Here is a 17,903-nt window from a genome sequence, read left to right as displayed (position 1 = left end):
CAAGCTTACTGCTTTACGCCGTGGATTGCAGCGTTCACTGTCCCTCGCTGGCTGCGGTGCACCGCCAGTGACCCCTCCCAGGGGGTGAAACCCTGCAGAAATACCTCACTGACCAGCAGGCGCTTGCCGCCGATACTGAAGCAGGAGCGGCGTGCCCAGGCCGGCACGGTCTGTTTCACCCAGGGTGCGATATAGGCGCTGTCACCGCCCAGTCGTGCGAGCTCAAAGGGGCTGCGCTGCATGCCGGGATAACGAAACAGAATCGCCCCCAGCGAGCGGTTCTGCAGCTTGCGCAGGTGAGCCAGTTCTCCGCTCAGGCTGCTGATGGGGAACACGCTGCGCGCAAACACCACGGCCTGCGAGTCCAGCTGCAGCAGCACCTCGCGCACCAGTGCGCGCTGTCGCGCCGGAACCTGCAGCAGATGCTGCTCTGAGGGCAGGGGCACTTGCCAGCCCTGGTAGAGCCTGCGCACGCTGAAGCTACCGGCCTCGAGAGCGATCAGGCGCGCGGTGAGCGAGCCGTCATCGAGCAGCCAGCGGCGGCAGGGCGCAGCGAGCTCTGCGCTGGTGAACCGTTGCTCGGGGCGCCATCGGGGGTCGCGGCCCGAGTCTGCCGGCAGGGAAGCAGGCACGATAACAGGGTCTCCGGAAGTGCAAAGGCGCGAGCATGCGCCAGCTGCTGCGGGCATGCAAGGGTGTTAAACCGCGGCGAAGTTCTGTCCATGCCGCGCCTGCAAAGCGCTTGCACAATTTTCCTGTAACTCTATAGTGTTTCGCTTCAAATCAGGTCGTCCCCCGTCGCCGGTTGCATCGCGCGGCAGCGTTGCGGGCGACCCGCGTAACCGACTGAGAGCGAGTGGCATTATGAGCAAGTGGGAATGCATAGTCTGCGGCCTGATCTACGACGAAAAGGAAGGCTGGCCTGACGACGGCATTGCACCTGGCACAAAATGGGAAGACGTACCCGAGGACTGGCTGTGCCCGGATTGTGGCGTGGGCAAGGAAGACTTCGAGCTGATCGAGGAGACGCCGGTCGACGAAACGCCGCACCATGAAGAGCCGGTGGCCGACAAGATACACCCCCCGGTGGTCATCATCGGCACGGGCCTGGCCGGTTACGGTGTGGCCAAGGAATTCCGCAAGCATGACAGCGAAACGCCCTTGATCCTCATCACCTCCGACGATGGTCGCGCCTACTCGAAGCCGATGCTCTCCACGGGCTACACCAAGGACACCAGCGCCGACGACCTCGCGCAGCTGGACGCCGGGTCCATGGGCAAGCAGTTGAAAGCCAGCGTGTGGACCATGACCCGCGTTGCGGGCATTGATACTGCCAATCAGGTGATCAAGGTCGGCGATGCGGAAACCGCGATTCACTACGGCAAGCTGGTGCTGGCGCTGGGCGCGCAGACCATACAGCCGCCGATAGAGGGCGATGCGCTGGAACTGGTTTATTCGGTGAACGACCTGCTCGACTACGACGACTTCCGCACGGCGATGGAGAAGAATGCCGTGCGTAAGGTGTGCATCATTGGTGGTGGCCTTATCGGCTGTGAGTTCACCAATGACCTGCTCAACGGTGGCTACGAGGTAGAGGCAGTGGACCCCCTCGGCTACTGCCTGCCTACGCTGCTGCCGGAAACGGCAGGCAAGGCGGTGCAGGCGGCGCTGGAGGCCAAGGGTGCCCGTTTCCACTTCGGTCCGCTGGTCACCGCGGTCAACCGCGCGGAGCAGGGCGTGGTGGTGAGCCTGAACAATGGCGAACGTATCAACGCAGACATCGTGGTGTCCGCGGTGGGCGTGCGGCCCCGGGTAGATCTCGCCAAGGCCGCTGGTCTGGAAGTGAACCGCGGGATCGTCACCAACCGCCTGCTGGAAACCAGTGCGCCCAATGTCTATGCCCTGGGCGATTGCGCCGAAGTGGCAGGTCACGTGCTGGTCTATGTGGCACCGCTGGTGGCCTGCTCCCGCGCGCTGGGCAAGACCCTCGCCGGTGAGCCCACCGAGGTGGTCTACCCACCCATGCCGGTGACCATCAAGACACCGGCCTGTCCGGTCGTCGTGGCCCCGCCGCCAGCCGGCGTCGAAGGGGAGTGGCAGATCGATGCCGATGGCAGCGATGTACGTGCAGAGTTCCGCAACGCTGCGGGCGAGCTGCTCGGCTTTGCCCTGACCGGTGACGCGACCAAGGCGAAAATCGAGCTGCAGAAAGCGCTGCCGGCCATACTGCCCTGAGCCGCGGCCCGCTGGATGCCCAGCGTGCCCGGCGGCAGCTGGAGGCCTGGCTGGAAGGTGCGGTTGTCGGCCTCAACCTGTGCCCCTTTGCGCGCCCGCTGCTGGGTTCGCCAGCACTGCGCGTTGTGGTGTGCGAGGCCAGCGACAGTGCTGCAGGCCAGCGTGAGATGGACGGCTGCCTGCTCGCGGAGTTTGACCTCCTGCTGAACAGCACACGGGACGAGGTGGCCACCACGCTGCTGGCCTTCACCGGGGCGCTGGCTTCCTTCGATGCGTACCTGGATTACCTCGATCACGCGAACACGCTGCTGCAGGCTGCCGGTCTCGAGGGCATCGTGCAGCTGGCGAGTTTTCACCCGGAGTACCAGTTCGCGGGTGAGCCGGCCCAGGCAGCCAGCCACTACAGTAACCGGGCGCCGCTGCCGGTCATTCACCTGCTGCGCGAAGACCTGCTGGAAGAGGCGCTGGCTCGCTGGCCCAATCCCGAGCGTATTCCCGAGACGAACATTGCCCGTTTGAACAGTATCGGGCGCGCCGCGCTGGCGGCGCAGCTGGCGGAGTGGCAGGCACTGTAGCTGCTGCAGTCAGACCTCGGCGAACTTCTCCCGCTGCGCGGTCCAGCGCTGAATCAGCGCTTCGATGACCGCGGGGTCCCCCTGCTGCAGAGTGTGGGCGATGGCGTGAACCGCGTCCAGCAGGTGATTGTGCGCGGGCAGCTCGGCAATACGGAAGGCAAGCAGCCCGGTTTGCCGGGTGCCCAGCACTTCGCCCGGGCCGCGCAGTTCCAGGTCCTTCTCCGCGATGTAAAAGCCGTCGTTGCTTTCCCGTAGCGCCAGCAGGCGCTGCTGTCCGCTGCGGGACAATGGGGATTGGTACAGCAGCACACAGTGGCTGGCACCGCCGCCACGGCCGACGCGGCCGCGCAGTTGGTGCAGCTGTGCCAGCCCGAGGCGTTCGGGGTTTTCGATCACCATCAGACTGGCGTTGGGCACATCCACGCCCACTTCGATCACCGTGGTCGCTACCAGCAGGGCGATCTCGCCGCCCTTGAAGGCGTCCATCACCGAGGCTTTTTCTGCCGCTTTCATGCGCCCGTGCACCAGGCCGATCTGCAGCCCGGGCAGTGCCTCCCGCAGCAGTTCGGCGGTTGCCTCCGCCGCCTGCGCCTGCAGGGAATCACTCTCCTCGATCAGCGTGCACACCCAGTAGGCCTGCCGTCCGCTGGCGCAGGCGTGGGCAACCCGGGCGATCACCTGGTCACGCCGCTGGCTGTCGATGAGCACCGTGGTAACCGGCTCCCGGCCCGGGGGCAACTCATCGATCACCGAGAAATCGAGGTCGGCGTAGGCGACCATGGAGAGTGTGCGGGGGATCGGTGTCGCGGTCAGTACCAGCTGGTGCGGCCGGCCCTCGCTACCGGCTTTCTGGCTCAGGGCGAGGCGCTGGTGCACGCCGAACTTGTGTTGCTCGTCGACCATCACCAGCCCCAGCCGGTGAAACGCCACCGCCTCCTGAAACAGGGCATGCGTGCCAATCGCCAGGGCCGCCTCGCCCGTGGCGAGGCGCTCGGTCGCCACTTGTCGAGCCTTACCCTTGACCCGTCCACTCAGCCATTCGACCGTGATGCCGAGCGGTGCGAACCAGTGTTCGAAATTCAGCCGGTGTTGCTCGGCGAGGATCTCCGTGGGCGCCATCAGCGCCACCTGATAGCCATTGGCGATGGCCTGCAGTGCCGCATGGGCGGCCACCAGGGTTTTGCCCGAACCCACATCACCCTGCACCAGGCGCAGCATGGGCACCGGCCTCGCCAGATCAGCGGCAATCTCCGTCATCACCCGCTGCTGGGCGCCGGTGGGTGTAAACGGCAGGCTTTGCAGTAGCGCCTGCTGCAGCGGCTGGCCTCTGTCGACGTGCAAAGCGGGTGCCGGTGTGGCTTGCTGCCGCGCCCGCAAGCGCAGCAGCGACAGGTGATGGGCGACCAGCTCTTCCAGCGCCAGGCGCAGCTGGGCGGGATGGCGGCCCTCCAGCAGCGCGTCCAGGGGCGCATCCGGTGGGGGCGCATGCAGGTATTGCAGGGCCTGTACAAGGGTGAAAGCCTGGCCACTGTCTGCGGGCAGCAGGTCCCGGGGCTGTGCCCGTTGCAGAAAGCCCAGCGCCTGGCCGCACAGCTTGCGCCACTGGGCCTGTCCTATGCCCGTCGTGGTGGGATATACGGGGGTGAGCGTCTCTTCCCCGGTACTGCGTGACGCGCCACGGGCCTCACCCGTTTCCAGGGCCCGGTACTCCGGGTGGAATATCTCGAAGCCGTTGGCGCCTCGACGCACCTGGCCAAAGCAGCGCAGGCGCGTTCCCGGTTGCAGGCTGTTCTTCTGCGCCGCGCTGAAGTGGAAAAAGCGCAGGGTGAGCGTGCCGGTGCCGTCCTGGATGCGGGCCACGAGGCTGCGACGGCGGCCGAAAACGATATCCGCGAGACGCACTTCCCCTTCCACGGTGACTTCGCTACCGTCCTGCAGGCCCGCGATGGGCGTGATCCGTGTGCGGTCCTGGTAACGTAGCGGCAGGTGAAACAGCAGGTCCTCGACCTGGGTGATGCCGTAATCCGCCAGCTGTGCCGCCAGTCGCGGACCTACCCCGCGCAGCGCGGTTACCGGCACCGGTTCAAGTACCGTCACGGTCTGCTCCCGCGCCGGATTGAGAATGGCGGGCGCCGTGTGACGTGTATTCAGGGGTACAATGCAGACGGGAGTGGCCTGTAATCACTGCGCGGCGCCCATTCAGGTGAAAGCCCGGTAGTGTAACCAGTCAGGGAAGGCGAAATGAAGAACAAAAGTGTGCTGATTGTCGGCTGTGGTGACCTGGGTACCCGGGCGGGGCTGTCCCTGGCGAGCGCCGGCTGGGCGGTGACCGGCCTGCGCCGGGACATTGGGCAGTTGCCTGTGGCGTTCACAGGCCTCGCCGCGAACTACGCTGCCGCAAACGCCGACCTGTCGATGCTGCAGACACTGGCGCCGGATTTTGTGCTGCTCACCCTGAAACCTGCCGGCAGTGGCGAAGCAGGCTACAGGGCGGGCTTCAGCGACGCCGTGGGCGCTGTGTTGCGGGGGCTGGGCAGCCACCGCCCGGCGGGCATACTCATGGTCTCCAGCACGCGGGTCTACGCGGAAGCGGATGGCGGCTGGGTGGAGGATGACAGCCCTCTCGTGACGACCGATCCTGCCGCCGGGGCGATTATCGACGCCGAACAGCAGCTGTTTGATTCACTCCACCCAGCCTGCACAGTGCGCAGTGCCGGTATTTATGGCGACCCGGAGGGATTCCTGCTGCGACGTGTCGCGCGCGGTGAGCTGTGTGCAGCATCACCGGTTCGCTACAGCAACCGCATTCACCGGGAGGACGTGGCTGGCCTGCTGGCCTGGCTGTTGCAGCGCTGGGCACAGGGTATTGCGCCTGCCCCGCGCATCATTGCCGTGGACAACAATCCTGCGCCGCAGTACGAAGTGGAAACCTGGCTGGCCCGCGCGCTGGGCCTGGATACCTGGCAAACCGGCGCCTCAACGCCGCGCAGTGTGGCACACAAGCGCTGCCGCAACAGGGCGCTGACCGCGAGCGGCTACCGGCTGCGCTATCCCGACTACCGCAGCGGCTACAGCGCGGTGCTGCGGGCGCGGGTCTAGACGACCAGAATCGCCTCAACTTCAATGGCGACACCCTTGGGCAGACCGGCGACCTGGACACAGGCGCGCGCCGGAAACGGCGGCTGCAGAAACTCCGCCATGACCTCGTTGACCGCCGCAAAGTCCGCCATATCCGTCAGCGAGATGTTGATCTTCACCACACTGGCGAGACTGCCGCCCGCAGCCTCGGCCACCGCGGCGAGGTTGCTGAACACCTGCCGGGCCTGGGCCTGAATATCACCCGTGACCAGCTCCATGGTGCCCGGCACCAGCGGAATCTGACCCGACAGCCACACGGTGTTGCCCACTTTCACAGCCTGCGAATAGGGCCCGATGGCTTCGGGGGCGTCTGGGGTGGAGATAATGGCTCGATTGGTCAACGGTTTGCTCCGGGTTTCACGCGCCGTGCTGGCGCTTCGTTTTTCAGTCGGGACACGCGGCGCACAGAGTTTACCGTGCGCAGCCGTTTCATGATGTTGGCGAGATGCACGCGGTTGGTCACCTGCATCGCCAGATCCACGAAGGTGAACTGGTAGTCCTTGTCCTCGGTGGAGATTTTCTCGATATTCACCCCCATGCTGTTGATGCGGGTGGCGAGCACCGCGATCATGCCGCGGCGGTTTTCTACCTCGATGCGCAGCTCTGTCAGGTATTCACCCTGCACCTGGTCATCCCAGCGCAGGGCCACCAGACGCTCGCGGTTCTCCCGCATCTCCATCAGGTTCTTGCAGCGCTCACGGTGCACGACTACGCCCTTTTCAGAGCTCAGGTAGCCTTCGATGGGGTCGCCCGGGATGGGGTGGCAGCAGCGTGCATAGGTCACCATGAAGCCTTCGGTACCCCGAATCGCCACCGGTTGCAGCTTGCGTTCCGCAGACTCGGAGGGTTCCACAAATTCCCCGAGGATCTGCTGCGCGGTGATCGGCGGCAGGCGGTTGCCGCGGGCGATGTCCTCCAGCAGGTCGTCCAGCGCACTGTAGTCATTGTTGGCGAGGTAATCCTGCAGGCGATCTTCAGGCAGCTGTTCGAGAGTGCTGTCGAAGGCTTGCAGGGCCTTGTCGAGGAGACGCTTGCCCAGGGCCACCGAGTCTTCCCGCGTCTGGTGCTTGAGGAAGTGACGGATGTTGGTGCGTGCCTTGGCGGTCACCGCGTAGTTGAACCATGACGGGTTTGGACGGGCGCCCGGAGCGGTGAGGATTTCCACCGTCTGGCCGCTCTGCAGCGGCTCCGACAATGGCGCCAGACGCCGGTTGATGCGGCAGGCGACGCAGCTGTTGCCGACATCGGTGTGCACCGCGAAAGCGAAGTCCACCGCTGTGGCGCCGCGGGGCAGCTCGAGAATGCGTCCCTTTGGCGTGAACACGTAAATCTCGTCGGGGAACAGGTCGATCTTGACGCTCTCGATAAACTCCAGCGAGTTACCGGCGCGCTGCTGCATTTCAAGGAGGCCCTGTACCCACTCCCTGGCGCGGGCGTGGCTGCCGTTCGCGGAGTGGCTGTCGCTTTTGTACAGCCAGTGTGCCGCGATGCCGTTATTGGCCATTTCTTCCATTTCGCGCGTGCGAATCTGGATCTCGATGGGCACGCCGTGCATGCCCATCAACACGGTGTGCAGTGACTGGTAACCGTTGGCCTTGGGAATGGCAATGTAGTCGCTGAACTCGCCGGGGACCGGCTTGTACAGACTGTGTACCGAGCCCAGTACCCGGTAGCAGGTATCCACCGAGTCGACGATGATGCGAAACGCGTAGATGTCCATGATCTCCGAGAAGGACTTCTTCTTGGATTTCATCTTGCTGTAAATGCTGTAGAGGTGCTTCTCGCGGCCGATCACCTCGACATCGTGGCCTTCCTGCTCCAGTGTGGATTCAATCTGGTGGCGGATCTTGTCCACCAGTTCCTTGCGGTAGCCGCTGCTGGCGCGGATGGCGGCCTTGATGCGCGATGCGCGCATCGGGTAGAGGGCGCTGAAGCCGAGATCCTCGAATTCCATACGCACGGCATTCATGCCCAGGCGCATGGCGATGGGCGCGTAGATTTCCAGGGTCTCGCGGGCGATGCGCCGCGCCTTGTCTTGGGGCAGCACGCCCAGCGTGCGCATGTTGTGCAGTCGGTCGGCCAGTTTCACCAGAATGACGCGAATGTCCCGCGCCATGGCCAGCGCCATTTTCTGGAAGTTTTCTGCCTGCTTTTCAGCCAGCGAACCGAATTCCATCTGGGTGAGCTTGCTCACGCCATCGACCAGTTCGGCGACGGCGGGGCCGAACTGGCTGCCGATGGAATCCTTTTCGATGCCGGTGTCTTCGATGACATCGTGCAGCATGGCGGCCATCAGGCTCTGGTGGTCCATGTGCATGTCGGCGAGGATACCGGCCACGGCCAGTGGGTGCGTGACGTAGGGCTCGCCGGTGCGGCGGACCTGGCCGAAGTGCGCCTGTTCTGCAAAGTAGTAGGCGCGGCGCACCTGTTGCGCCTGCGCAGGATTCAGGTAGCTGCGCAGGGTGGAGTCGAGGGCGTCTATGGTCTGCATGTTCTGTTACCTGCTTACCACGGCAGCCCTGAGCCGTTAGAGCGGCTCGTGGGCCCCCATGACCTCGGCCAGCTCCTCTTCCGCATCGCGCTCTTCTTCGCGGGTGAGGATGGAGGAGTTGATCAGGCCTTCAGCGATTTCGCGCAGCGCGATCACCGTGGGCTTGTCCGATTCTTCCTCGACCAGGGGATCCTTGCCGCCGGTGGCGATCTGGCGGGCGCGTTTGCTGGCGACCATGACCAGTTCAAAGCGGTTGTCGACGTTTTCAAGGCAGTCTTCTACGGTTACGCGTGCCATGTGCGGGTGATTCCTGTCAGGGTTAACGAACCCTCAATTATACCCGGATCCGGCCCCTTAGTGTATAGCGCGTCCGCTGTGTGAATAATACGCCCGGCGCGCGCTTCAGGGCTTCAACAGATCCTGCAGCAGACCACTGAGTACCTGTTGCTGGCGCGCGGTCTGCAGGCGTTGACCAATCACGATCGCCTCCAGCTCCATCAGTGCCACCTCGAAGTCGTTGTTGACCACGAGGTAGTCTGACTGCACGTAGTGCGACATCTCCTCCACAGCCTCTGCGAGGCGGCTGGCAATCACCGCGGGATCGTCCTGGCCGCGGCCCGTGAGACGCTGCTCCAGAGCCTCGCGCGAGGGCGGCAGGATGAAGATGCCGCAGGTGTCGGGCAGCAGCCGTTTCACCTGGGCGGCGCCCTGCCAGTCGATTTCGAGAATAACGTCGGTACCGGCGGCCAGCTGCGCCTCAACCCAGGCCTGGGAGGTGCCATAGAGGTTGCCGAAAACCCGGGCGTGTTCAAGAAAGGCCGCTTGCTCCAGCATGCCAATGAAGGTGGCTTCATCGACAAAATGATAGTTCACCCCATCCTGCTCACCCGGGCGCTGCGGTCGGGTGGTATGGGATACCGAGACTTGCAGCGACGGGCGGCGCTCCAGCAGGGCATTGACCAGACTGGTCTTGCCGGCGCCGCTGGGCGCGGAGACGGTATACAGGGTTCCGGTGGCGTTCATGGGCGGCAGCTGTCCTTGTGGCGTCGTGCAGTCTCAGCAGCATTTTACACATTGCGAAGTGCAAGTGGGGGCGTTTCCCGCAGCGGACTCTCAGGGAACAGGTCCGTCGCAGGGTCAGGCTTCGTCCGGCACGCTGAAGAACGTCTGGTAGCGCTGGTACAGCTGCCGCTGAGCATCGGTCACGCTGTACTCATGCCGCCCGAACTTGCCCTGGGGCTTGCGTGACAGATAAGCCTGCATGGCGTTGCGCCCGGCCGCGTCGAGTGGCATGCCCAGCGCCTGGAAAAGGTTCGCCAGCGCGGGCAGTGGCTCCTGTATCAGGTCGTGATACAGGAAACTGTGCAGCTGGCCGTTGGGCAGCAGGCCGCTCTGCAGCAGGTCAATTACGGCGTTGAGCCGCGCGGCGCCTGCCTCGGGCGTCATCAGGCTCTCGAAGGCGCGGGCGTCAAAGGCCTTGCTGCTGCGCATCCAGTACAGGGTGCCCAGCAGGTTGGTGACGGAAGCCTGCGCTACAATCGGATCGCGGTGGGTAATGACCACCCGTGCATCCGGGAACACCTGAAACAGCACGGACAGGTTGCCGAGGTGCGAGGGTGCCTTGAGCAGCCAGTGCTGGCGCGGGTTTTTCCACTGCAACACTTTCAGCATGCGCTTGTAGTAGCGGTAGGCCGGTGCCAGATCCTGCTGGTAATACCAGTCGTTGTAGCGTGGTATCTGGTACTGCCCCGGCAGATTCTCGCTGCGGAATGTGCAGCTCATGGCGACGATGCATTCGTTGGGTATCTCCGCGCCCATTTCGTGCATGGTGGCGTAGCTGGGGACTACGCGTTTCCACTGCGTCACCAGGTGTTCGCAGCGCGCTATCCGCGGGTCATTGTGGTAATGCGCGGCCTCCGGCGGGGGGTAGGGAAACATCATTTCCCAGTTGCGCGGGGAGCCAAACCGCATGTCCTGCGCCAGCAGCTCAAAGAGTATGGACGTGCCCGAGCGCGGCAGGCCGGTGATGACGACCGGCTGGTCAATCACTTCATCCTCGATTTCCGGGTGTTGTGCGTAAGCCGCTTCGATGCCCAGTCGCGCCTCCAGCCAGCGGAGGATATCGGAGCGGGTCATCAGCCTGCCGAGCAGGTGCAGGTCCGCTTCCTCCTCCAGTGCCTGCAGGAAGACGTGAAAACCCTCCAGCCAGTCATCACTGCCAAAATCAGCGAAGCCGGTATTGCGTCGAGCGGTGTCCATCAGCTCCTCGGCGCGCAGAGGCACCAGGCTGCGGATGTCCATGTGCTGCCCTTCGTCAATGACGCGCTGCACCCATTCAGGGCGGGCCGGCGGTGTCCATTCACTCATCTGTTTTCTCCCGGCGATGCTGCCTGACGGTGTCAGGGCATGTAGGCGCCGCCACTGACCGAAATCAACTGCCCTGTGACATAGCCCGAACGATCCGATGCGAGGAACAGCGCCATCCAGGCGATATCCTCGGGGCGCCCCAGTTTGGGGATGGGCAGGCCGCTCATGTTATAGAGGGTGCCCTCCTGCAATGCCTTTTCCATCGCATCGGGCTTGCCCATGGTCTCGAAACCAAAGCGGTTCCAGAAACTGCCCTCACCCACGTCATCGGCTTCGTACGGTACGATCCAGCCCGGACAGATATTGTTGACGCGTATCCCCTTGCCGGCCCATTCCCAGGCAAGGCCCTTGGAGAAGCTGTTGACGAAGCCTTTCACACCGCCGTAGTGCACAACATTGGCCGCAGCTTCACCCAGGAGGGAGGAATTGGAAGAAATGTTGATGATGCTGCCGGTCTTGCGTGACAGCATATCCTGCGCGACCGCCTGGCAGCAGTTCACCACGCCGTCGATATTCAGCGCAATTTCCCAGCGGCGCGCGTCGGCATCGAGCTCCTCGAGATTGGCGGGATGAGCGACTCCGCCCGCATTGTTGACCAGCACATCGACCGGCCCGAAAACCTCATTGGCACGCGCCACCATTGCGTCGACGCTGGCGCGGTCGGTGACGTCGGTGGCAACTGCCAGTACCTTGCCCGGCAGGCCAAGCTTCGCCGCCTCTGCGGCGAGTTTTTCGCCGGTGGCGACATCACGCGATGCGCTGACGACATTCAGACCCTCGCGGGCAAATTCCAGCACCAGGCCGCGCCCGATGCCACCGCTGCCGCCGGTGATGATGGCGGTCTTGCCTTGCAACTCCAGATCCATGATCTTGTCCTCTCGTTAATCATGATTGTGGTCTGTGACTCAAACCCCGAAACGCTGGATCACACCGCGGCGACGTGCGGCGATCTGGGCAGCCCGGCCCGCGGCATCCACGCGCCGGACGTCGGCCGGCAGCAGGGCGTCGAGCTCACTCAGCTTCACCTGCTGGGCCTGCGGCGTTGGGTAGTGGTCGGCCTGCATCCAGCGCACTGTGAGGTAACCCTCGTTGAAGCCGGCGGGGTCCAGCCAGTTGGCGTGACCGGTATCGACGTGAGCGATGACGAGAATCAGCTCGCCGTCATCCTGTAATTGCGCGTAGTGGCAGTTGGTGTTGCTGAGCACGCTGCGATAATCCATGGAGCACCACCAGTAGTTGCCGAACTCCACCGCCCAGTAGTGCGCCCTGGGCGGCTTCACGCGGACAACCAGCGCCTCGTCTGCCGGCAGTTGCCAGTAGGCGATCAAGGGTTCGCCGCCGGGGGTTGCGTCGATTGCGTTATCGTCGAGCTGGCGATAGGACAAAAAGGTGTTGGGGCGCGCTTTCCAGCGCTCGATCATGTCGGCCCAGTAGGCCAGGGAATCGCCTACCCACTGCGACACCGCGGCCAGGCCCCGTTCCAGCCGCGCGGTATCCATCACCGGCGCGGGTGCGGGCGCTCCGCTGATACGGTCGATGCTGGCGTGCATTGGCCGCTCGTTCTCCCAGTCCGCGAAGAATTGACGGAAGGTAACGCGGAACGTGTTGGGGGAGGTTTGCAGCCAGTTGCCCGGGTGTGGGTCGGGGCTGCAGATCAGTTCGAAGCTGCCGTCCTCGGCAACCTCCAGATCCTGGCCGAACAGCGTGTGTACAGCGGCTCCGCCCCAGGGGGTATTGCCGTGCTCTACCGCGGTGACCGCAAAATAGCGCGCGCTGCCGCGGTTGCCGTGAATCCGGTAGGTGTCGGTGCCGTTTATCGGGCCACCGACATACACGGCGTCGGGGTTGTCACCACCCTGCTTGCGAATGGGATCGAAGTAATGCAGGAGCTCCGGATGCAGTGGGTCGTCATTCTCCAGGAAGAACTGCATGCCCAGGCCAATATTCTGCGCCAGACAGCGAAAGCCTGCGGCGCGACTCAAATCGCCGCTGGGCACACCCTCGCTGAACGGTAGCCGCCCAGCGGATTTCAGCTGGTCGCAAAATTGATCCCAGGCACGGGTGAGTCTCTGATCTTCGCTGCGTCGATTCTCGTTGCTCATGCGATGTCCTCCCGGGTCAGGTTGTGCAAGGTGCGTTCTATGAGTTCGCGGAGGTGACGCGCCGAGTAATAACGGGAGTCCAGCAAGGCACCGCAGCAGGCCCCGGCCATAAACACCGTGAGATCTCCGGCGATCCGCGCCAGATCCGCCCCGGCATGAATTTCACCGCTCTCCAGCGCTGTTTCCAGGTCGCCATGATAGCGTTTGCGGGTCAGCGCCAGACGCTTCTGTTGCTCGCGCCGGTGCTGCGGTTCGATCGCTGCAACACTCCAGAAACACAGACGGATTTTCCACTCCTCGCGGGACTCCGTGTTCAGTGGCAAAACGGCGTTGAGACGTGCGCGCAGGGCATCCAGGCCGGTGCGCCCTGTGGTAAGCCGCTGTTCGCGGCGCATGTAACGGGCGTTCATCTGTTCCAGCGCTGCCGCGATGACGGCGTCCTTGTCGGCAAAGTAGTGTTCAACAATGCCTTTGGACACCCCCGAGGACTGTGCAATGGCGCGCATTGTGGTGCCTTGCAGGCCCTGCTCTGCGATACAGCGCGCGGCGGCTGAGGCAATCATGGCTCTGCGTTGTTCATGGTCGACTTTCTTGGGCATGGACGTTGTTTTTCCTCAGTGCTGTGGAGTTTGCGCCACTTCGCCGCTTTATGCAAGCCAGCTGGCCCATAAAAATAATCTCGATTCGGCGCAGGGTACTAATACATACGCAGGAGTTACTGCACGTTTTTTTTCTATACGCTCGGCGATAATAGCAATTTTTGACGTGCTGCATTCCAGCACGGACAGGCCAGCTTGCGATTTACTCAGGGAGACTGTTGTGACACAGAGTAAAGATATGTCCTCCGCGGAGACCCGCGGCGCGCGCGATGTATTGCCTCGCTTGAGGCCGGTGACGGCGGATGCGCTCCAGGAAAGGGCCAGGCAGCTGCGCCTCGACATACTGGACGTCATCAGTCACGCCCCGATGGGCCATTATTCCAGCAGCCTGTCCTGTGCGGAGATACTGGTCACTCTCTATCACCATGTGCTGCGCTTGCGCAGGGGAGAGCCGGGTTGGGACGACCGCGATCGTTTTCTGCTTGGCAAAGGCCATGTGGCCGTCGCGCTGTGGCCGCTGTTTGCCGAACTGGAGTTCTTTCCGCAGACATGGTTGCGAACCTTCGGTCAATTGGACAGCAAGCTCACGGATCATCCCGATATGCACCGTGCACCCGGCGTCGACTTCAGTTCGGGGTCGCTGGGCCACAACCTCTCCGTGGGTCTGGGCATGGCACTGGCCGCGCGGCGCCGCGGGAAGGACCACCGTATCTACGTGCTGTTGGGTGATGGCGAGATTCACGAAGGCCAGGTGTGGGAAGCGGCCATGGCCGCGGCACACTACAAGGTCGGGAACCTGGTGGCAATCGTGGATGCCAATGGCTCCTGTGCCGACGGCCCCACCGAGTCTGTTATGGGCATCGAGCCCCTGGCGGAGCGCTTTTCCAGCTTTGGCTGGCACAGCATTGAAGTGGACGGACACGATTCCGGGCCCTTGATGCAGGCCTTCGAGGGAGCGATGCGCGTTACTGACCAACCGGTATGTGTTGTGGCCCGCACGCTGAAAGGCAAGGGAATTTCGTTTATGGAGGCGTCTCCGCGCGAATGGCACCTCGGGGCCCTGAACGGCGCGGATCTGGAGCAGGCTCGGCGCGAAATCAGGGAGGCAAGACAATGAGCACCATGAGTGATCCTTTCAGCTTCAATGCCGGTGCGGTGGAAAGCAGCTACGTCGGCAATCTGGGTGAGGCGTTTCGTCGCTACGGGGAGCAGAACGAGGACGTGCTGCTGATTTCGCCAGATCTTGGTGCCGGCCCGGTTACCGGCGCCTTTGTTCAGCAGTTTCCGGAGCGCTTTATCGACGCCGGCATTGCGGAATGCAATGCCATGTCCATGGCGGCGGGTATGGCGACCTATGGTTATAAGGTGTTTGTCCTGCAAATGGGTGCCTTTGGCGCGCTGAAGTGCGCCGAGCAAATCCGTACCGACCTTGCGTTCTCTCAAGTTCCGGTGCGCATTCTGTCGGCCTGGAGTGGCCTTGCCATGGGCTTTTTCGGCACCACACATCACGCAGTGGAGGACATCGCGATTACCCGGGCCATTCCCGGCCTCACGGTGCTCGCGCCAGCCGACGACAACGCCGCGACAGCAATGCTGTCGGCGTCCGAGCAGGTACCGGGCCCGGTGTTCATCAGGCTGACCGACGCCAATATACATCCGGTGTATGACGCCCCCCCGGAGATTACGGTGGGACGCTTTGGGCGCTTGCGCGACGGTGTTGACGGAACAATCGTAGGCACCGGTCTGGGCGCGCAGCTGGCTGCCGGTGCCGCGGCGCTCCTCGCCCAGGAGGGCCTGTCGATTCGCGTACTGGACGCCTACAGTTTGAAACCCCTCGATGAGGCGGCGATTGTGGAGGCCGCGCGTGCGACCGGTGCGATTCTGACCGTGGAAGAACACCTGGTCACCGGCGGCTTGGGCAGTGCGGTGGGCGAGGTGCTGGCCCGCAACGGACTGGCGGTGGCGTTCGCCATTCACGGCCTGCCGGATGAGACGCTTACGGTGGGCATGCCGGAACAGCTGTACGCACACTATGGGCTCACGATTGAGGAAACAGCTCAACGCATGCGTTCCCTGGTGAGCGGCAAGCGCTAGCTGCGCCCCGCGCCAGCGTCAGTTGAATCGCGGCGAATTCGTGCGCGCCGAGACGCCGCCGTCGACACAGAGCAGAGCGCCGTTGATGTAGTCGGCCTGCCTCGAGGCGAGGAAGCAGATTGCGTTGGCGATCTCTTCCGGTTCGCCGAGGCGCCCGGGAACCGTTTGCGCGGCCCATGCCTCGACCCCGCCCGGGGACTGCTCCGCTGCGGCAACCATCGGCGGCGTCGCGATGGGGCCCGGCAGAATCACGTTACAACGGATGCCGGCGCGCGCGTTCTCCACTGCCGTGGTGCGGGTGAGATTTACCAGCGCGGCCTTCGCCGCACCGTAAGCTCCCAGACCCTCCTCGCCGGCCAGCGCGGCGCCGGAGGCGATGTTGATAATCGCCCCGCGCTGCGGGCCCGGGTTGTGGCGCATAACGGATACGGCGCTGCGAACACCGTAGAAGGCGCCATCCAGCGTGACGCGGAAGACGCTCTCCCAATCCTCGTTGCTGCAGTCCACAACCGGGCCAAACAGCGACCGGGCGGCATTGTTGACCCAGATATGCAGCCCTCCACCCGCTTCGACCGCAAGTGTGGCGAGACGCTCCGCGGTGGCTGAATCGCCGATGTCACCCGTCAGAATGACTGACCGGTCGGGCGTGTTCAGCGTGGCGCGTGTCGCTGCCGCCTGTTCTTCACTCACATCATTGAGTACCAGCCAGCAGCCCTCACGGCTGAGCCGCTGCGCGGTGGCGCGACCGATGCCGCTGCCCGCGCCGGTGATCACGGCCACCTTGCCCTGTAGATCCTGATACATGGGTTGTCTCCTGTTTGTTGTAGAACGGCAGCCGACAAGGGTGTGCCCTGGGCGGGGAAAAGACATCATGCATATTCATGAGCGGCATGGCTGGATGCGGCCCCGCATCGGGCATCCACCCCGGACCCGCCCTTTACAAGCCATAGATCGCGCGGATCACATGACTCACCAGGGATGACTGTTGCGTCACACCGACCTTGCGGAAGCTCGCATACAGATGCGTTCTCGCGGTGTTTTTGCTGATGCCTGTATCACTGGCAAAGCCCTCCAGCGTACCGCCGTTGGCCAGCGCGATGACCAGTCGTGCTTCCTGCGGTGTGAGCCCGAATGCGTCCATCACCAGTGGCGTTTGATCGATCTGGCGCAGCTCGGGGTCTGTCATGTACAGCGCCGCGTGCTGAATATCATCCAGGCTGTCCTCTTGCGCCAGCCGGCGCAGGGTGAGGAACAGCGGCGACCGACCCGTTTCCCGCTCCACCGGTATTACGTGCGGCACGGCCTGCGTGCTGTCGGTGAGCAGCTGCGCTACGGCCTGTTGCAGTTGCTGGTGCTCCCGGTGGTGCATGACGCGCAGCTTGCCGGCCACCCGCGCAATGCTGGTGTTGTCCTTCAGTAGTTGCTCGGCAACGCTGTTCATGTGAACGATACGGAGCCCGGCATCAAGCATGACGGTTCCCAGTGCCAGGCTGGTAAAAGCCTGTTCATGCAGCGTGTGTTCGCGGGCGAGGCTGCGGCCGTTCTCCAGCCAGACCGCAAGTTCACGGAACTGTGGTTTGAGAAGCTCCAGAATGTCGCGCTCCCGCGCCCCGAAGTCCGGTGCGCCGTGTCCACGAATCAGGCGAACGAACAGTGCCACCTGGCCGCTGCGCTGGATATCGAAGCCGACGATCTGCTCCTGGTCAAAGGGTTTCATGAAGGCGTTGTAGTACACGGTCCGGCGCAGCTGCGACCGGGGGATCAGGTCATCCAGTGCGACGGTGTCTCCGTCCGGCAGGTCGACCAGTGGCGCCAGCGCGGAATAGTTGTTGGCGAAGTTCATGAGATCCTGCGGTGAATAGTTCGCTCCACCCACGTACGCAATCCCGGCATCCCCCGGCGTTGGCAGCCGGAGTCCGATCACTGTCAGGCAGGGCTGACACAGTGCGCGCAGCTCGCTCAGGAAGTCCTGCCACGGCTCGGCCTGAAAGCGGCCGCGATAGAGCGCCGCGACCAGCGACGCGTATTGCCCCAAGGACAGTGCCCGTTCGCCAGCAGGCGCTTGTGTGTGATCGGGTACATGCGGCATCAGGGGTAGCCTGCAGTCAACAGCGTTGAAATGGTCGCCTGCCGCAGCGGCGTCGCACGCGGCAATTGATGTTCGGGATGCTAGCAGAAAATACGCCCGCAGGTTCAATCCGCACACGGTACTCATGCCGGCACTCCTGCAAATGCATGAGGTGGACAAAACGGCTAATTCGCTACTGTGCTGACTGCTGCCGAGGAACGTACCCGAAGGATC

17 protein-coding genes are annotated in these 17,903 nt (G+C 63.6%); 5 read left to right on the top strand and 12 right to left on the bottom strand.

Annotated elements, in window-relative coordinates; translation table 11 throughout:
• Positions 1 to 5: 5 nt before the first annotated feature.
• Entirely contained in the window at positions 6 to 632 is a 627-nt protein-coding gene (locus tag AACZ17_RS05510) for a chorismate lyase (RefSeq protein WP_290740752.1), read from the bottom strand.
• A 232-nt stretch (positions 633 to 864) separates the two neighbouring features.
• Between AACZ17_RS05510 and AACZ17_RS05505 the strand changes: the two genes are divergently transcribed.
• Together AACZ17_RS05505 and AACZ17_RS05500 are read left to right on the top strand one after the other, a co-directional pair.
• Entirely contained in the window at positions 865 to 2,235 is a 1,371-nt protein-coding gene (locus AACZ17_RS05505) for an FAD-dependent oxidoreductase (RefSeq protein ID WP_290740749.1), read from the top strand.
• Positions 2,232 to 2,810 (top strand): DUF1415 domain-containing protein, encoded by a 579-nt coding sequence (locus tag AACZ17_RS05500; RefSeq protein WP_339637945.1) that lies wholly within the window; start codon positions 2,232 to 2,234, stop codon positions 2,808 to 2,810. Before AACZ17_RS05505 ends, AACZ17_RS05500 begins: the two co-directional genes overlap by 4 nt.
• Before the next feature lie 9 nt (positions 2,811 to 2,819).
• Here the strand turns inward: AACZ17_RS05500 and recG are convergent, their stop codons facing one another.
• Positions 2,820 to 4,907 (bottom strand): ATP-dependent DNA helicase RecG, encoded by a 2,088-nt coding sequence (gene recG, locus AACZ17_RS05495; RefSeq protein ID WP_290740746.1) that lies wholly within the window; start codon positions 4,905 to 4,907, stop codon positions 2,820 to 2,822.
• 144 nt (positions 4,908 to 5,051) lie between these two features.
• Here recG and AACZ17_RS05490 point away from each other — a divergent pair, with 144 nt between their 5' ends.
• Positions 5,052 to 5,909: an epimerase gene (locus AACZ17_RS05490; protein WP_290740743.1), complete on the top strand. Its 858-nt coding sequence runs from the start codon at positions 5,052 to 5,054 to the stop codon at positions 5,907 to 5,909.
• On the opposite strand, the gene AACZ17_RS05485 is transcribed toward AACZ17_RS05490, so the two are convergent.
• From AACZ17_RS05485 to AACZ17_RS05450, 8 genes are all read right to left on the bottom strand, one after another.
• Positions 5,906 to 6,289, bottom strand: coding sequence for a RidA family protein (locus AACZ17_RS05485; protein ID WP_290740740.1), 384 nt, complete (start codon positions 6,287 to 6,289; stop codon positions 5,906 to 5,908). The genes AACZ17_RS05490 and AACZ17_RS05485 overlap by 4 nt on opposite strands.
• Entirely contained in the window at positions 6,286 to 8,439 is a 2,154-nt protein-coding gene (gene spoT, locus AACZ17_RS05480) for a bifunctional GTP diphosphokinase/guanosine-3',5'-bis pyrophosphate 3'-pyrophosphohydrolase (protein ID WP_290740737.1), read from the bottom strand. Before spoT ends, AACZ17_RS05485 begins: the two co-directional genes overlap by 4 nt.
• Before the next feature lie 36 nt (positions 8,440 to 8,475).
• Positions 8,476 to 8,736 (bottom strand): DNA-directed RNA polymerase subunit omega, encoded by a 261-nt coding sequence (gene rpoZ / locus AACZ17_RS05475; protein WP_290740734.1) that lies wholly within the window; start codon positions 8,734 to 8,736, stop codon positions 8,476 to 8,478.
• 105 nt (positions 8,737 to 8,841) lie between these two features.
• Entirely contained in the window at positions 8,842 to 9,462 is a 621-nt protein-coding gene (gmk, locus tag AACZ17_RS05470; protein ID WP_290740731.1) for a guanylate kinase, read from the bottom strand.
• Positions 9,463 to 9,576: 114 nt separating this feature from the next.
• Positions 9,577 to 10,806 carry a sulfotransferase gene (locus AACZ17_RS05465; protein ID WP_290740728.1) on the bottom strand — a complete coding sequence of 410 codons (1,230 nt, stop codon included), beginning with the start codon at positions 10,804 to 10,806 and terminating at the stop codon, positions 9,577 to 9,579.
• 32 nt (positions 10,807 to 10,838) lie between these two features.
• On the bottom strand, positions 10,839 to 11,672 hold the full coding sequence (locus tag AACZ17_RS05460) for an SDR family oxidoreductase (protein ID WP_290740725.1): 834 nt from the start codon (positions 11,670 to 11,672) through the stop codon (positions 10,839 to 10,841).
• Positions 11,673 to 11,711: 39 nt separating this feature from the next.
• A complete protein-coding gene (locus AACZ17_RS05455) occupies positions 11,712 to 12,908 on the bottom strand; it encodes a DUF1214 domain-containing protein (RefSeq protein ID WP_290740722.1) in 1,197 nt (398 codons plus the stop codon).
• On the bottom strand, positions 12,905 to 13,507 hold the full coding sequence (locus AACZ17_RS05450; protein WP_290740719.1) for a TetR/AcrR family transcriptional regulator: 603 nt from the start codon (positions 13,505 to 13,507) through the stop codon (positions 12,905 to 12,907). Before AACZ17_RS05450 ends, AACZ17_RS05455 begins: the two co-directional genes overlap by 4 nt.
• Before the next feature lie 220 nt (positions 13,508 to 13,727).
• Between AACZ17_RS05450 and AACZ17_RS05445 the strand changes: the two genes are divergently transcribed.
• Positions 13,728 to 14,624 carry a transketolase gene (locus AACZ17_RS05445; RefSeq protein ID WP_290740716.1) on the top strand — a complete coding sequence of 299 codons (897 nt, stop codon included), beginning with the start codon at positions 13,728 to 13,730 and terminating at the stop codon, positions 14,622 to 14,624.
• Complete coding sequence (locus tag AACZ17_RS05440) at positions 14,621 to 15,601, top strand: transketolase C-terminal domain-containing protein (RefSeq protein WP_290740713.1); 981 nt, start codon at positions 14,621 to 14,623, stop codon at positions 15,599 to 15,601. Before AACZ17_RS05445 ends, AACZ17_RS05440 begins: the two co-directional genes overlap by 4 nt.
• Positions 15,602 to 15,619: 18 nt before the next feature.
• Here AACZ17_RS05440 and AACZ17_RS05435 read toward each other — a convergent pair whose 3' ends face one another.
• Together AACZ17_RS05435 and AACZ17_RS05430 are read right to left on the bottom strand one after the other, a co-directional pair.
• On the bottom strand, positions 15,620 to 16,405 hold the full coding sequence (locus AACZ17_RS05435; protein WP_290740710.1) for an SDR family oxidoreductase: 786 nt from the start codon (positions 16,403 to 16,405) through the stop codon (positions 15,620 to 15,622).
• A 133-nt stretch (positions 16,406 to 16,538) separates the two neighbouring features.
• Positions 16,539 to 17,690, bottom strand: coding sequence for a hypothetical protein (locus AACZ17_RS05430; protein WP_290740708.1), 1,152 nt, complete (start codon positions 17,688 to 17,690; stop codon positions 16,539 to 16,541).
• Positions 17,691 to 17,903: the final 213 nt, after the last annotated feature.

Origin of the sequence: uncultured Haliea sp., assembly GCF_963973825.1 — a bacterium.
Lineage (GTDB): Bacteria > Pseudomonadota > Gammaproteobacteria > Pseudomonadales > Halieaceae > Haliea.
Note: the sequence above shows the minus strand (reverse complement) of the source record. Positions and strands in the feature narration are given on the sequence as shown.